The organism is Streptomyces sp. NPDC026575 (genome assembly GCF_055567415.1).
On sequence record NZ_JBVHQM010000013.1, the window covers coordinates 17415 to 33041 of the forward strand.

The window sequence follows — 15627 nt, forward strand, 5'->3', positions numbered from 1 at the left end:
TGACGGGATGCCGGGAATCGCTGGGGCAGGTGTGCTGGTGGTGGGGGCCTGATGAGCCCACGGGATGTGGCCGTAACGGGGTTGGGGCTGGTCACGCCTGCGGGCGTGGGGGTCGCTGCGACCTGGCAGGGGGTGCTCGGCGGAGCGTCGACCGCGGCGCGCTATCCGGCGCTCGACGGCCTGCCGGTGGACTTCTGCTGCCGGGTGCCCGACTTCGATGCGGACCGGCGCTTGGGCCGGCGGCTGTCCTGGCGGCTGGACCGGTGTGCCGCGATGGCGCTGGTGGCGGCCCGTGAGGCGGTGGCGGATGCCGGTCTCGGCGAGGGGAGCTGGGATCCGGTGCGGGTGGGTGTCGTCCTGGGGGTCGGCACGGCGAGCATGGAGCGCTACGAGGAGGAGTTCGCCAAGATCTCCGGCGGGCGGGCCACCGAGATCTCGCCGCTGGCCATTCCCCGCAGCGTGCCGAACATGGTCGCCGGCGAGGTCGGGATGGATCTACAGGTGCGCGGACCGAACCTGACGGTCAGTACGGCATGCGCCTCGGGGGCGACGGCTCTGGGCACCGCCCGCCAACTACTGCTCGCCGATGTCTGCGATGTCGTGGTGGCGGGCGGCAGCGAATCGCTGTGCAGTCGCATTCCGGCGGCGTGCTTCCACCAGATGGGTGCGCTCTCGCGCCGCGGCGACGATCCCGCGGCCGCCTCCCGCCCCTTCGACGCCGACCGCGACGGGTTCGTCCTGGGCGAGGGTGCCGGGGTGCTGGTCCTGGAGCGGCTGGAGCACGCACGGGCGCGGGGAGCGCGCGTCCGGTCCTATCTGGCGGGGTACGGGGCGTCCTGCGACGCGTACCACTTCACCTCTCCGCACCCGGAAGGGCGGGGGGCGGCCGAGGCGCTGGCGGTCGCTCTGGACGACGCCGGGATGGAGCCGGGGGACATCGCGCACGTCAACGCCCATGGCACGGCCACGGTGTTGAACGACCGCGCCGAGGCGTCGGCGTTGCGCCAGGTGTTCCGCCGTCCGCCGCCGGTGACCGCGGTGAAGGGGGCGCTGGGGCATGCGGCCGGCGGCGCGGGAGCGATCGAGGCGGCCTGCACCGTGCTGTCCCTGGAGGAGCAGGTGGTCCCCCCGACGGCGAATCTGCACCGGCTGGATCCGGAGATCGAGCTGGATGTGGTCGGCAAGGCACCGCGACCGGTGCGGATGACGGCCGCGGTGAGCAATGCGTTCGGCTTCGGCGGGCAGAACGCGGTACTGGTACTCCGCTCGGCCCCCTGAGACGGGTCGGGGCAAGCCGGAACGACGACCGACAGCAGCGGCAACGTTCAACGGCAACGACGTCCGACGACGGTGAGTTCACGCGAATGCGCGCCTTTTCGCCCGTGCGCCCATGTGCCCGCCTCCTGACACTCCGACATACTGCGATGTACGGCGCATAAATCGGAAAATCATCCGTTGCGTGAGTGTGGTGGTGTGTGGCCCGGCCGAGCGGCCGGGCGGCGGCCGGCACACGATCGAAGGAGTGATTCGTTGATCACGGTCACCGGTGCCACCGGCTTCCTCGGAGCGCATCTGCTCGCCGGGCTGCTCCGCAGGGACGACCGCCCCGTCAGCGCCCTCGTACGGGATGATCCCAGCGCGGCCCGGGAGCGGCTGCTGCGGGCGGTACGCAGTACGGGTGCCCGGTGGGATGCCGCCGACTTCCATCGGCGGGTCACCCCCGTACGGATCGAGCTGGCCGCGCCCCGGCTCGGCCTCTCCCCCGAGGACCACCGTGCGCTGGCCCGACGCACGCAGGAACTGTGGCACTGCGCCGCGGACACCAGCCCGATGGGCCCGGCCACCGCACTGCACCGCACCAACGTGGCGGGCACCGAGCACGTCCTGGAGCTGCTGGACGCCGGTGAGCGCAGCGCGCGGCTGTTCCACGTCAGTACCGCGTTCGTCGCCGGCGAGCGGCGCGAGGGGACCGTGTTCGAGGACACCCTGGAGGAGGGGCGGTTCGGGTTCGCCACCTCGTACGAGGAGTCCAAGTTCCGCGCCGAGGCGCTGGTGCGCGGCTGGGCGCAGGACCGGGGCCGGCAGGTGGTCGTGATACGGCCGGGTGTGCTGGTGACGGACCGACCCGTGGAGCCGGGTGAACCCCGCCACTGGTTGGCGGTCCAGGCCGCGCGGGCCGCTGTGCTCGGGCGGCAGGACCCCTCGCACGTACTGCGGGCGGCCGGCCTGTCCCCCGAGGACATCCGCCTCCCCTATACGGCGCGGATGCCGGGCCGGCCCGATGCCGTGGTCAATCTGCTTCAGGTGGACTGGGCGGCGGCCGCGATGCTGCGGTGCGCCGACGCCCGTCTCCCGGAGCGGCCACGGCCGGCGAGCGGACCACTTTCCCCTGGCCATCTGGTGGCGACGTACCACCTGACGCACCCTCACGACTATCCGGTCCAGGAGCTGCTGCGGATCGCCCTGGAGCCGTGCGACTGGCTCGACTTCGCGCTGGATCCGGATCTCGCGCCGGAGGACGTCCGGCCGCTGGAGCGGTTCCTGACGCGACTCGCCGCCGGGCTGACGCCCTACTGGTGGGCCCGGCGCCGCTACGACCGCACTCGTCTGGACGCGGCCACGCCCGGTCTGGAGCCGCCGGCGGAACTGTCGGCGCAGTACGTGCGGTCGGGCATGGCGGTGTCCGCGCCGCTGTCCTGTTCATCTGCCGGCGCTGCATCCGCCGGCGCGGCAAGGAAGGGAGCCGTGACGGCTCATGTCTGAACTCGTGTCTGATCCCGTATCCGCTGTCGCAGCCGATCGCGTATCCGACCCCACGTCTGCCCCGGACTCCGGTTCCGGTGCCTATGCCGAGATCTGTGCGGTCCTGACGGAGATGTTCGGTGTCGAACCGGATGCGCTTCGGCCGAGCGCGACGTTGCAGGAACTCGACCTCGACTCGCTCGCGCTCATGGAGTTCGCCCTGGTGATGGGCGAGCGGCTCGGCGTGAGCGGCGGGGAAGCCGACCTGCGTCCGGCCATGACGCTCCGGGAGGCGAGCGCCCTCGTCGAGTCGCTCCGGCCGCCTTCCGACCGCGGGTGAGCTGGCCGTCCCGGGCGGCCCGCGTCATCCGGGGCGACCGGCTGCGCTCCGGTCCACAGCCGTGGGCTCTGTAGTTGACGGCATCTCGCCGGCCGCGCCCTCCGGGGCGGCGGCCCGTCCCCGGCGTGCGCGGATACGGGCGGGTGCCCACCAGTTGGCGCGCCCGGCGAGCCGCATCACGGACGGTACGAGCACCCCGCGTACCACCGTGGCATCGACGACCACGGCCAGCGCGAGGCCGAATCCCAGCTCCTTGAGCAACAGCACCCCTGAGGAGGCGAGCGCGCCCATCGCCACCGCCACGGTGAGCGCGGCCGCCGTGAACAGCCGGCCGGTCCGGGCGATGCCGTGCACGATCGAGGCGGTGGTGTCCCCGGTGGCCCGCCAGTGCTCCTGGATGCGGGAGAGCAGAAACAGCTCGTAGTCCACGGAGAGGCCGAACGCCACGCTGAACAGCAGCAGCGGAATGGTCATGTCCAGCGTGCCGGTGGTGGCGAAGTCGCCCAGCAGCCAGCGCAGATGACCGTCCTGGAAGACGAAGACGATGCCGCCGAGGGCCGCGGTCAGGCTCAGGCCCGCCACCGCGACCACCTTCAGCGGGATCACGACGCTGCGGGTGAACAGGAACAGCACCGCCGTGGTTCCCGCGGCGATCAGTGCCGCGGCCAGCGGCAGCCGGCTCAGCAAGGCGCTGCGGGCATCGACGACCTGCGCGGCCCAGCCGGCCAGGTGCGCGGGGCCGGGTGATGGCAGCGCCCGGACCGCGCGCACCACGTCGGCCGCGCGCTCGGACTGCGGATCCGGTGTCATCGTCAGCCTCACCACGGTCCCACGCTCCCCTCGACCGGGCGAGGAGTCCGCAGGCGGTCTGGGACGGGCCCGCGGCGCCGCGGCCCCCGCCGCCCCGACCGGACGTGCCCAGGTAGCCCTCGCGCCGCCCACATAGCGCCCCGTCTCCGTCTCCGCGCCGCGCACTCCGGGCAGTGCGGACAGCCTCCTGCCGTAGGCGTCCAGCTCCGCCCTGCCGGCAACCGGATCGGCCCGCGGAAGCACCACTGCCAGGGTGCGCTCCCCGGAGGTCCGCCACTCCCGGTGGATGAGTTCCCCCGTCGTCCGGGCCTCGGCGCCGCCGGGCAGGATCCGCTCGTCGGCAAGTCCCAGACGGCCGTGCCCGAACGGCAGCACCAGCACCGCCAGCAGCACCAGGCAGCCCGCTCCCCACCACAGCGGGCGCCGGGTGACCGCCGTGGCCACCGCACGCCACAACGGGCTGGCCGCGCCGATCGTCGGCGCCGGTACCCACCGCAGACGCCCGAGCGGATCCAGCGAGGCGACCCGCGGCCCCCAGCATGCGAGTACGGCCGGCAGCACGACCACCGCGGTCAGCGCCGCCAGCAAGGCCACCGCCATCCCCGCGTACGCCATGGAGCGCAGGAAGGAGAAGGGGAACACCAGCAGCGCGGCCAGGGCGGCGGTCACCGTACCGGCCGACACCGCGACCGTACGACCGGCCGTTGCCACGGTGACCCGCGCGGCCTCCGGCGGCGCCAGCCCCCGCGCCCGCTCCTCGCGGAACCGGGCGACGATGAACAGCGCGTAGTCCACCGCGAGGCCGAAGCCCAGCGCTCCGATGAGGTTGACGGCGAACACCGAGACGTCCGTGACGGCGGTGAGTACCCGCAGCACCGCCAGCGCGCCGACCGCCGACAGTCCGCCCACCACGACCGGCAGCAGCGCCGCCGCCAGTGACCGGAACGCCACGGACAGGATCGCGAAGGTCAGCGGGGCCGCGATCAGCTCCGCCCGGACCAGGTCCGTACGCGCCTGCTCGGTGGACTGCGCCAGGCTCCAGGCGGTCCCACCCACCCGGACCTCGAAGGGGCCGCTCCGTGGGGTGTAGTGCGGAACCAACCGCTGAGCCGTGCGGGCCGTGTCGGTCTCGCTGCCGTCCAGATCGACCTGGACGAGAGCGGAGCGGCCATCGGTCGAAGGGGGCGCCGCATCCGCGGCGGTCCAATAGGAGCGCGCCCGGGACACTCCTCGTTCGGCGGCCAGCCGCTCCGTGATACGGCGCCCCGCCGTCCGCACCGCCGGGCTGTCGAGCGAGAGCCGGGCGGATTTCGGGCGGAGTACCAGGAGCAGTTCCGGCCGGTCGGCCCCGTAGCGCGCGGCCCAGGTCTCGGCCCGTGCGGAGGGCGTCCCCGACGCGGCGAACCCCCCGACGGAGAGCCGCTCACCGAGCCCCAGCGCCACCCAGCCGAACAGCACGCACAGTATTCCGGCCGTGATCAGCACCCGCCTCGGATACCGCACACCCCAGTCGCCGAACGAGCGCTCCGACCGCCGACCGCTGTCGCCTCCGCTGCATTCCCTCCGCATCCGGCCATGTTCCGGCCACACTCCGGACGGCGTGACATGACGCGCCGCCAGATGAGCACCGGCCCCGTCCGGAACAGCACGACATGGGTCAGACGGGCGATCGCCACGGACGACCACGACGACGCGTCGCGGTCGGCGTCGCCCTGGCAGACTCCCCTCCCAGGATCGAAAAGTCGACCGATTCACCGGTCCAAGAGGAGGAACCTTCGTGGGAGAGGCGCTGTACGTGCGGTTTCAGGGGACCACACGCAGTCCGCACGGACACTTCCCCGGCATCTTCGCCCTCGCCAACGGCCTCGCCCGCGACGGCAGGCTCACCGACGAGCAGTACCGGTTCTGGCGCGCGGGCAACGACTGGTACGACACCCACTTCACCAACCCCTCCGACGTCGATCCCACCGTCTACGACCGCGATCTCCACCCGGGCGCGGTGGCCTGGTTCAAGGCCACCGCCGGGCACCTCCTCGAACGGGCGGAGGGCTATCTCGACCTGCTCGCCCAGCATGAAGTGCCGTGCGAGCGGGTCGAGTCCACCGACCCGGGACGGATCATCTACGAGGACGACGAGCAGGTCGTGGTGGTACCCGTCAGCCCGCTTCCGGATCACCCCGCAGCGGCGCCTCGCCCAGCGACCTGAGGGTGTGGTGCACGCTGCCGCCCGTACGGTGCGAGTCGATCAGCCCGGCCTCGCGGAGCATCGCGGTGTGGTGAGTCGCCGTGGCCGGTGAGACGTTCAGCCCGCGCCCGTCCAGCCGTACCTCACGGTCCGCGCTCGCGGTCCGCAGTTCCCGTACGGGCGACTGCCGGCGCAGCTGCGGGTGCAGGGTGCTCAGCAGCCGCTGCACCCCGCCGCACCGCAGGTCCCGGCTGCGCCTCGACCGGTCCGCCTCGTCTTCCCGGTCGACGAAACGGTCGCGTATGCAGTCAGGGAGCAGTTCGGAAACAGTCAGAAGGCAATTAAGGGACCGATGTCACGCGTCGGTGGCGGGGCGTGGACGGGGTGCGGTCGGGGGTGCGGTCGTACGCGCAGCCGGGAGCGGCCGGGGGCGGGGTGCCCCGGGCCCGGATTCCCGGGCCCGGCGGGCGGTTGGCTTCAGTGCGCGATGCCGTCGATCAGCTCGCGCGCGCCCTGCCGCAGCAGGGCGACCGCCACGGACGTGCCGAGCGTCTCCGGGGTGAGCGGTCCGGCCCATTCGTGCGCGTTCAGGACCGTCTTGCCGTCCGGGGTGAAGACGCAGGCCCGCAGGGAGAGTTCACCGCGCCGGTCGGTGGTGGCGTAGCCGGCGATCGGGCTGTTGCAGTGGCCCTGCAGAACGTGCAGCAGCATGCGCTCGGCGGTGGTCTCCTGATGCGTCTGGGGGTGACCCAGACCGCTCACGGCGTCGATGGTCTCGGTGTCGCCCTCGCGGCACTGGAGCGCCAGTACGCCCGCGCCGACGGGCGGGCACATCTCGTCCACGGACAGGGTCTGGGTGATCACATCCGTACGGCCGATGCGCTCCAGTCCCGAGACCGCCAGCAGCAGCGCATCCGCGTCGCCGGCCGCGAGCTTCTCCATGCGGCGGTTGGCGTTGCCGCGCATCGGTACGCACTGAAGATGCGGGTGGGAACCGGCCAGCTGGGCGATCCGGCGGACCGACGAGGTACCGATCCGGGTGCCCTCGGGAAGTTCGTCGAGGGTGAGCCCGCCCGGGTGGATCAGCGCGTCACGGACGTCGTCGCGCTTCAGGAAGGCGGCGAAGGTCGTGCCGGCCGGCAGCGGGCGGTCGCCGGGGATGTCCTTGACGCAGTGCACCGCGAGGTCCGCCTCACCGGCCAGGAGGGCGGCGTCGACCTCTTTGGTGAACGCCCCCTTGCCCTCGACCTGGGAGAGCGCGCCCATCCAGCGGTCGCCGGTCGTCTTGACCGGGATGACCTCGGTGGCGATGCCGGGATGGAGCGCGCCGAGTTCGGCGCGGACGCGCTCCACCTGGGCCAGAGCCATCGGCGAGTCGCGGGAGACGATGCGAATCAGTTCAGGGGCGGACATGCGCCCACGATAGACCGTCAGGTCCACGCCACGGTCACCAGCGGGCCACCCGCGCCGGACCAGTTGGCGAGGGAACCCGGACTCCGCCGATCAGGGACCGTCCGCCCCCCGATCCCCCGGACCGGTTCTCCTTCCCGCCCCTTGCGCCGACCGGGTGAGCGGGCGTCAGGCCGGGGCCACCGGGCGCGGCGGGCGCGCGGTCGTCTTCAGTGCCGCGCCCACGGGTGCCGCAGCCGGATCCAGACGTCCCTGGCCCGCCGCCCCGCCTCGGCGCGGCTCCTGGCGACCAGTTGGTGAGCCTGCTCCTCGGTCTCCACCATCGGGCCGGAGCCACGCAGCGGCTTGCCCGCCGTCTCGTGGAGGAAGAAGGTCGCGATCAGCCCGATGACCCCGGCGGCCATCAGGTAGTAGGCGGGGATCATGTCGCTGCCGGTCGCCTGCACCAGGGCGGACACGAACAGGGGCGTCGTACCGCCGAAGAGCGAAACCGAGATGTTGAAGGAGATCGACAACGCTCCGTAGCGCAGTCGGGTCGGGAACAGCGCGGGCAGCGTGGAGGCGGATGTGCCGGCGAAGCACACCAGCAGGAGCCCCAGGATCAGGCATCCGAAGGCCGGCGCCAGGATGCCGCCGACGCGGATGAGGAGCACCGCGGGCACCGCGAGGGCGATCAGGGCGGCACTGCCCGCCATGAAGACGGGTCGGCGGCCCCATCGGTCGGAGGTACGGCCCACCGTGGTGATGGTGAGCGCCACGACGATCATGGTGCCGAGTACGAGCAGCTGGGCGGTGAGGGCGTCCTCGCCGAGGGTCTCGGTCATGAACGTCGGCAGATACGACGTCACCATGTAGTTGGTGACGTTGTAGAGCAGTACCAGGCCCATGCAGATCAGCACCGCCTGCCAGTGCCGGGTGAAGATCTCCTTCAGCCGGCCCCGGCCGGACTGCCGGGCCTCCTCCACCGGGTCCTCGCCGCCCGCGGCGCGGACCTCCTCCGCATCGTGGTGGGCCTGCTCGGCCTCACGCTGGAAGGCCGGGGTCTCCTCCAGCCGCAGTCGCATGTACAGGCCGATCAGCCCCAGCGGGCCGGCGACCAGGAACGGCAGCCGCCAGCCCCAGTTCACCAGGCCGTCGTCGCCCAGCACGGCCGTGAGGACGGTCACCAGTCCGGAGCCGAGCGAGTAACCGACGAAGGTGCCGAAATCGAGCCAGCTGCCGAGGAAACCGCGCCGGGTGTCCGGTGCGTATTCGGCGATGTACGTGGTCGCTCCGGCGTATTCGCCACCGGTGGAGAAGCCCTGTACCAGACGGCAGATCAGCAGCAGAATCGGTGCGGCGAAGCCGATGGTGTTGTAAGAGGGCAGAAATCCGACGGCGAAGGTACTGATCGCCATCATGATCATGGTGGCCGCGAGTACCCGCTGACGCCCGATACGGTCGCCGAGCGGTCCGAATACCAGGCCGCCGAGCGGCCGGACGAGAAACGCCGCCGCAAATGTGGCGAACGTCGAGACCACCTGGGCCCCGGGTGAACTCGACGGAAAGAACACTTTGCCCAAGGTGCCCGCCAGATAGGCGTAGACACCGAAGTCGAACCACTCCATGGTGTTGCCCAGCGCGGCCGCCGACACCGCCCTGCGCACCGCGGGCCGATCGGTGACCGTCACGTCCTCGGCGCTCAGCGGCTGCTTGCGGCGCCGCAGCAGAATGCGGAGCATCCGATCGGTGGCGGCGGTACCTCCACGGGCCGGCTTCCGGTCCGGTCGGGGATTCGATGGTCTCTGGCCTCCGGCGCTCATTTCATCCCGTCAGCAGAGCGGATGCGGTACCTCATAAAAGGCGGTGTCAGCGATGACTCATCGCATTATTCCCTTGTTCACCGTGTATTCCGTAGAGGAAGGAGGACCGGTGCGCCGCGTGTCGCCTCCCTTCATGCCGTCTCCCTTCAAATCATCGCCCTTCTCCTCACCGCCCTTCTACTCACCGCCGTCTAAGGGCTGTCCCGTAATCCCTGGTGGATCAGCGGACGGCGTCAGATGCGGTGCATCGCAAGGCGGAGGGGCGTCCGGATACTGGGCGTATCCGGACGTTCCGACAACGGTGGGGGTCCCCCCGCGCCGTTCAGGCGTGGGGGAGAGGTGCCGTAGCTGTCGTCGTGCGCCCGCCAGGGATTGCGGGACAGCCCTTAGTCACCGCCCTTCTGCTCATCTCCTTTCAGGCCGCCGCCTTTCCGCCCGCCTCCTGTCAGGACATCTCCCTTCGAACCGTCTCCCTTCTTCAGGTCGTCTGCCGTCACGCGGTATGGCGATGCCCAGACCGGCGGGGTGCCGGCCTGGGCAGGTCCGCTTGCACCTGTGCGGAATCGAGGTGTGGCCTCCGGGTGCGAAAGGACTGGTGTCAGGCGTGTCTGTACGAGGAAAGGTGGGCGAAGACCACCACGTTGTCGACGTAGTCCCTGACCTTCCTGTCGTATGCGCCACCGCAGGTGATCACCCTGAGCAGAGCGCTCGGAGAGTCGGCATAGACCCGGTCGTTGGGGAACCGTGACTTGTTGAAGGTCTCGACGGAGTCGACCTTGAAGGTCGCGACCATACCGTCCTCGCGGGTGATGTTGATCGTGCTGCCGGGCTTGAGCGATTCGAGTTGCATGAACACCGCCGGTCCCGTCTTGGTGTCCACATGTCCGGCGATGATCGACGAGCCGCGCTCACCCGGTGTCGCGCCGTCCTTGAACCACCCCACGAGGTTCCTGTTGCCCGCGGGCGGTGCGTCGAGCTGGCCGGTCGCACCGATGCCCAGTTGGGTGAAGGGCGCGTCGACGGCGATCGCCGGAATCGTCACCCGCTTCGGCAAGGAGCGGGGCAGAGCCAGGCCGGCGGACTGATCGGCGGGGGCGGTCGCCCTGGGCGAGGCGGACGCGGCGACGGCGGTGGAGGACTGCGGCTTGGGATCTGCCGAGGTGTCCACGGAGTTGTAGACGAGGAGGGAGCCCAGCAGAAACGCTGCCGCGGACCACAGCAGACCGCGGCCGACAGGACGGGTCGCGGAGACGGCGGTGCGGGGTGGGTTCGTGTTCGGCTGGGGCGGCGACTGCTGGGCGGTCATGTGAGGGTGCCTTTCGTGAACGGGGCGGCGGCGAGGCGTGGAGGGGAAGCGGAACGCAATCGCCGCGGCCACCGTCCACGAGGAACGGTGGCCGCGACGGCGCAGCGGCCTCCGTACGGGGCAGCCTTGTCAGGCCGCCGCGGAGCCCGAGGCGTTACGACGGCGCAGCATGTAGGCACCGGCACCAAGACCACCGAGCATCAGCACCGAACCGGCTGCCAGGCCACTGTTGGTCGCCATGCCACCGCCACCGGTGTGGATGCCACCGCGCGGCTTGCGGTGGTCGCCGTAGCCGCCTCGACCGTGGTCGCCGTAGCCACCGCGGTCGTGGTCGCCGTAGCCACCGCGGTCGTGGTCGCGGCCGTAGCCGCCCCGGCCGTGGTCGCCGTAGCCACCGCGGTCGTGGTCGCGGCCGTAGCCGCCACCGTCACGGCCACCATCGCGGCCGTGGTCCCGGCCGCCGCCACGGCCGTGGTCGTCGTCATCCCAGTCGTTCACCACGGTCTTGGCCAGGAAGCCACCACCGGTGTGCACCCCACCGCTCGGACGGTGCCAGTGGCAGTAGCGGCCGTAGCCGCGGCCACCATCGCGCCCGTAGTCGCGGCCGTTGTCACGGTCGCGGTCACGGTCACGGCCACCATCGCGGCCGTTGTCACGACCGTTGTCGCGGCCGTTGTCACGACCGTTGTCGCGGCCGTTGTCGCGGCCGTTGTCGCGACCGCCATCACGGCCATGGTCACGACCGTTGTCGCGGCCACCATCGCGGCCATTGCCCCGGCCGTTGTCACGACCGTTGTCACGGCCGTTGTCGCGACCGCCTTCACGGCCATGGTCACGACCGTTGTCGCGGCCACCATCGCGGCCATTGCCCCGGCCGTTGTCGCGGCCGCCATCGCGGCCGTTGCCCCGGCCGTTGTCACGATCGCCATCACGGCCATTGTCACGCCCGTCGCGGCAGTGCCTGTCGCGGTCGTGGTCGCTGGAGGAGGAACCACCCGCGGCGTTGTCCTCCGTGATCATGGCATGTGCGGCTGGTGCAGAGATTGCAAGGACCGCCGTGATGGCGGCCGAAGCGAACAGTGTGCGAGCAGTGCGCATGAGGACATGTTCCTTTCGGCACGACTGCGAAGGCTGACTGTTTGTCGGCACATCGGAATCGCAGTAGCGACGTGATCACCGTCAGCCGAATCGGGGCCTCGCACCACCGGAGAACGTCGCATTCGAGGGAGCCCCTGGGCTCTTCGGGTGGCGGAAGGCAGCGGATTCACCCGTTGGATGGCGCGCGTCGTCGGCGTGTCGCGCAACGAGTGGGCTAAAGGGGCTCCGGGCCCCTTCCGAAGCGGCGCGAAGCCCGCCGCGCGTCCGCTTCCGGACGGCGCGCTCGGCGACACGCCCGGGACCTTGCCGGCGGGCGCCGGCCATGTTCGACGCGGCCGGTCGGTCATCGGCAGGAGGACGCCGGCATTACGCAGCTGGGGGCAGCGGGCAGCTCCCAGCCGGCGCGGGGGGCCGGAATGAGGGGACGGCCGCGGTCGGCGTGGGGGCCGGTAAGAGGCTCGGTAGGAGGGGAGGCGGGGCAGGGCTCGGTATGGGGGCAGGGCGGGGATCGGCATAGGGATCGATATGTGGATCGACCTAAGGGCTGTCCCGTAATCCCTGGTGGATCAGCGGACGGCGTCAGATGCGGTGCATCGCAAGGCGGAGGGGCGTCCGGATACTGGGCGTATCCGGGCGTTCCGACAACGGTGGGGGTCCCCCCGCGCCGTTCAGGCGTGGGGGAGAGGTGCCGTAGCTGTCGTCGTGCGCACGCCAGGGATTGCGGGACAGCCCTTAGGCACCGGCATCCGGGATCGGTGACCTCGCCAGCCGAGAGAGGCGCTCCACTGCCCGTCGAGCATCACCCGGATCCCGAACTCACCTCAGACAATGCCCGTTTACGAGCGTCCGTCACCGAGAACTCCTCACCTGATAAGCAATCAGCTTCCTTCAACAAAAGGATCCATCGGTCGAAGAATCGCCAAAACACCTTTACTGACGCGCAATTGGGCTGACATGGCCCACGCGGCCCGGCGCGCGAGACGGTGGCGATGCCGGTGGCGGCCGCGGCCGTTACCCCCCTCACTCCGGAATCGACACACGGACGTGCATTCCGACACATGGCCGTCGGCACGCAGCGTCGGCGGCACCTCCCCTCCTCCCCGTCCCCCGCCCGTCCTCCAGGGACCGACCTTCGTCACTCGGATCGGGGAATTCCTACGACTGACCGGACGCGCCGATATGCGGCGGCCCTCGATGCTTCAAAGGAAACACCGAGGGCCGCCGTTTCGCCCCGCCCCCGCCGATCAGGTGGCGCTGTCCCTGAGCGCCTTTTCGACGATCGCCTCCAGCCGGGAGTGGTGAGCGCCGCGCCAGTAGACACGGCCGCACGAGGTGCACTGCGCGAAGACGTCGTACGTACGCTGGGTGCCGTGCTCAAGGTGCTCGCGGACCGAGTCCTTGTCGGCGTCGGCCAGCGGGCCGTTGCAGGCGGTGCAGCGCGTCCATGGGGCGAGCGTGGGGGCGAAACGCTCCAGTACGTCCCGGAGTTGGTCATCGGGCCGGTCGCTGTAGATGAACGCGCCCGCCCAGATCTCCCGACGGCGCAGCAGGCCCCGGTCCCGGGAGAGCAGCACCCGCTGTTCCTTCGCCGAGAGCGCGGCCAGCGCCGCATCGCCGGGGTCCTCGTTCGTGTACATCGCGTCGACTCCGAGCAGCCGCAGCCTGCGCGCGAGCGTGCCGAGGTGGACATCGAGCAGGAACCGCAGCGGCGCGCCGGGGACCTGCTGCGGGCGCTCGACGCCGTACACCTCGATGCTCTCGCCCGCACCGGGGATATGGGAGGCGGAAACCTCGGTGCCGTCCACGACGAACCGCCCGACCTCGGTGAGTGGGACGCCCAGCGACTCCACGACATGGCCGAGCGTCGATGCCCCGTCGGTCACTACGGGCGTACGGGCGGCGCTGCGCTCTGCCGAAAGGAAAAGGTGCAGCTCAGGGGCGAAGCTGAAGGGGATTACGGGTCCGTTCACGCCGGACAGCATGTCATCGCCCGGACCGGCCCAGCCAGCGGATTCCCGCCCGTCGCAGGGAGTCGGGGCGGCCGGTCCTCGGGCGTCCCACGGACGGCCAGGTCGCCGGTCGGGGGGCCGCCGACTTCATGGACGGGGACCGCTCCGCTCGACAGGCAGACAGACAGGCGTAGGCGGGCAGGCGGACAGGCGGGCACCCCCGTCGGCGGCACACCATCGCCCTCCGAAGATCCTCCGCACCGGATCTGGCTACATACGGACCGTAGCGGTCCGTGCCCCGGATTGTGCACGGTGGAGCAGGCCCCACTCCCCCGCCGCCCCTAGCCTCACTGCCACCACATCACCACCATCACCATCACCATCACCACGAGGGGCGGTACCGGTGAACTGGCTCATCCATGACTACCGCGAGAAGGATCTCGCCGAAGTGGTCCACCTGATCGACTCCACCGCCGAGCTCGGCCAGGAGTCCGTCTTCTCGCTCGCCGAGTGCATCAGCGCGCTGACCTCGCGGCAGCCCGCCGTAGTGGCCGTCCACCAGGGTGCGCCCATCGGGGCCGCGCTCGCGTGTGTGGCGGGTGAGCGGGGCTGGGTCATGCGGATCGCGATCTCGTCGGCGTGGCGCGGCCGGGGGCTGGCGAGTGCGCTGCTGGTCGAGCTGGAGCGGCGGCTGATCGCCGCCCGGGTCAGCCGCATCGCCTACGTACTGCCGGAGGAGGACCTGCTCGGCGAGGGCCTGCTCAACGCGGGCTATACGCGCCAGCCGGCCGTGGCCTACTTCGAGAAGGTCGAACCGCACCACGGGCCAGCGGCGAGCCTCCTGGAGGACCTCGGCGGACGGTTCCTGCCCGCCGATCTGTGGGCCAAGGTCGCCGGCATGGAAGCGGAGAAGGACCTGATCGAACGGCGTGTCGTGCTGCCGCTGGCGGAACCGGAACGGGCCGCCCGGCACGGGGTCCGGCCGCCGCGGGCGATCGCCCTGTTCGGCCCACCGGGGACCGGGAAGACCACCTTCGCGCGGGGCATCGCCGCCAGGCTCGGCTGGCCGTTCGTCGAGCTGCTCCCGTCCCGGCTGGCCGATGAGGGCAACCTCGCGAACGCGCTGCGCAGCGCGTTCGCCCGGATCGCGGAGCTGGAGCGGGTGCTCGTCTTCATCGACGAGGTCGAGGAGATCGCGCCGGTCCGCAACGAGCCCGCGCGGCCGGGCGGACTGCACGGTGTGACCAACGAGCTGCTCAAGCTGATACCCGGCTTCCGGGAGCGGGACGAACGGCTGCTGGTGTGCGCGACCAACTCGATCCGCTCACTGGACCCGGCGTTCCTGCGCCCCGGCCGGTTCGACTACCTCATCCCGATCGGTACGCCGGACACGGCGGCCCGTTCGGCCATCTGGTCCCGGTACACGGACGGCCGGGCCGATGTGGATGTGGCGGCGCTGGTGGCGGCCAGTGAGCTGTTCACCCCGGCCGACATCGAACACGCCGCCCGTGTGGCGGCGCAGGCCTCGTTCGAGCGGGACCTGGAGGCGGGGTGCGTCGGCTCGGCCCTGCACGGGCGGCTCGGGGCGAGCACCGACGACTATCTCGCCGCCATCGCCCAGTGCCGGCCGACCGTCACCCCCGCGATGATCGACGAGTTCAGCGCGGACATCACCGCCCACGCCCGCTGCTGACGAAGACGCCCCCGCCCTGCCACTCCGGGGGCAACCACATCCGGAACGGGCACCGCGTCCGCAACGGGGACCGTGCCGCGGCGGGCACCGCGTCCGCAACGGCGCCCGCATCCGGTACGTCCGCCGCATTCGCCACGACGACAGAACGACGCCCGCGCACTGCATGCGGAGGACATGACGCGATGTGGCTCCTCCGCCGGGCGGATGCCGACAGCACCTGGTGTACGTACGGTGCTGAAGAGGGCCGGGCAACGGACTTCGCCGGAGTGCGTCGGAACGCGAGAGAGCGGGC

The 15627-nt window shown here is 71.2% G+C and carries 12 protein-coding genes; 5 read left to right on the forward strand and 7 right to left on the reverse strand.

Going from position 1 to position 15627, the window contains the following annotated elements; all coding sequences use genetic code 11:
- Positions 1-51: 51 nt before the first annotated feature.
- From ACZ4NB_RS19335 to ACZ4NB_RS19345, 3 genes are all read left to right on the forward strand, one after another.
- A complete protein-coding gene (locus ACZ4NB_RS19335) occupies positions 52-1278 on the forward strand; it encodes a beta-ketoacyl-[acyl-carrier-protein] synthase family protein (RefSeq protein ID WP_467663023.1) in 1227 nt (408 codons plus the stop codon).
- Positions 1279-1530: 252 nt separating this feature from the next.
- Positions 1531-2763 carry an SDR family oxidoreductase gene (locus ACZ4NB_RS19340; RefSeq protein ID WP_467663025.1) on the forward strand — a complete coding sequence of 411 codons (1233 nt, stop codon included), beginning with the start codon at positions 1531-1533 and terminating at the stop codon, positions 2761-2763.
- The gene (locus ACZ4NB_RS19345) at positions 2756-3082 is read left to right on the forward strand and encodes an acyl carrier protein (RefSeq protein WP_467663027.1); all 327 of its coding nucleotides are present in this window, start codon (positions 2756-2758) and stop codon (positions 3080-3082) included. Before ACZ4NB_RS19340 ends, ACZ4NB_RS19345 begins: the two co-directional genes overlap by 8 nt.
- 24 nt (positions 3083-3106) lie before the next feature.
- Here ACZ4NB_RS19345 and ACZ4NB_RS19350 read toward each other — a convergent pair whose 3' ends face one another.
- Complete coding sequence (locus ACZ4NB_RS19350; protein ID WP_467663029.1) at positions 3107-5461, reverse strand: MMPL family transporter; 2355 nt, start codon at positions 5459-5461, stop codon at positions 3107-3109.
- Between the two features lie 208 nt (positions 5462-5669).
- Between ACZ4NB_RS19350 and ACZ4NB_RS19355 the strand changes: the two genes are divergently transcribed.
- Positions 5670-6098, forward strand: a complete 429-nt coding sequence (locus tag ACZ4NB_RS19355) for a hypothetical protein (RefSeq protein ID WP_467663031.1) — start codon at positions 5670-5672, stop codon at positions 6096-6098.
- Here ACZ4NB_RS19355 and ACZ4NB_RS19360 read toward each other — a convergent pair.
- From ACZ4NB_RS19360 to ACZ4NB_RS19385, 6 genes are all read right to left on the reverse strand, one after another.
- The gene (locus ACZ4NB_RS19360; protein WP_467663033.1) at positions 6049-6306 is read right to left on the reverse strand and encodes a helix-turn-helix domain-containing protein; all 258 of its coding nucleotides are present in this window, start codon (positions 6304-6306) and stop codon (positions 6049-6051) included. The genes ACZ4NB_RS19355 and ACZ4NB_RS19360 overlap by 50 nt on opposite strands.
- A 248-nt stretch (positions 6307-6554) precedes the next feature.
- Positions 6555-7490, reverse strand: coding sequence for a hydroxymethylbilane synthase (hemC, locus tag ACZ4NB_RS19365; RefSeq protein WP_467663035.1), 936 nt, complete (start codon positions 7488-7490; stop codon positions 6555-6557).
- 206 nt (positions 7491-7696) lie between these two features.
- Complete coding sequence (proP, locus tag ACZ4NB_RS19370; RefSeq protein WP_467663037.1) at positions 7697-9208, reverse strand: glycine betaine/L-proline transporter ProP; 1512 nt, start codon at positions 9206-9208, stop codon at positions 7697-7699.
- Between the two features lie 679 nt (positions 9209-9887).
- Complete coding sequence (locus tag ACZ4NB_RS19375; protein WP_467663039.1) at positions 9888-10595, reverse strand: class F sortase; 708 nt, start codon at positions 10593-10595, stop codon at positions 9888-9890.
- Positions 10596-10724: 129 nt separating this feature from the next.
- Positions 10725-11693: a hypothetical protein gene (locus ACZ4NB_RS19380; RefSeq protein ID WP_467663041.1), complete on the reverse strand. Its 969-nt coding sequence runs from the start codon at positions 11691-11693 to the stop codon at positions 10725-10727.
- 1244 nt (positions 11694-12937) lie between these two features.
- A complete protein-coding gene (locus ACZ4NB_RS19385) occupies positions 12938-13663 on the reverse strand; it encodes a Mut7-C RNAse domain-containing protein (RefSeq protein WP_467663043.1) in 726 nt (241 codons plus the stop codon).
- Between the two features lie 382 nt (positions 13664-14045).
- Between ACZ4NB_RS19385 and ACZ4NB_RS19390 the strand changes: the two genes are divergently transcribed.
- Complete coding sequence (locus ACZ4NB_RS19390) at positions 14046-15335, forward strand: ATP-binding protein (protein WP_467663045.1); 1290 nt, start codon at positions 14046-14048, stop codon at positions 15333-15335.
- Positions 15336-15627: the final 292 nt, after the last annotated feature.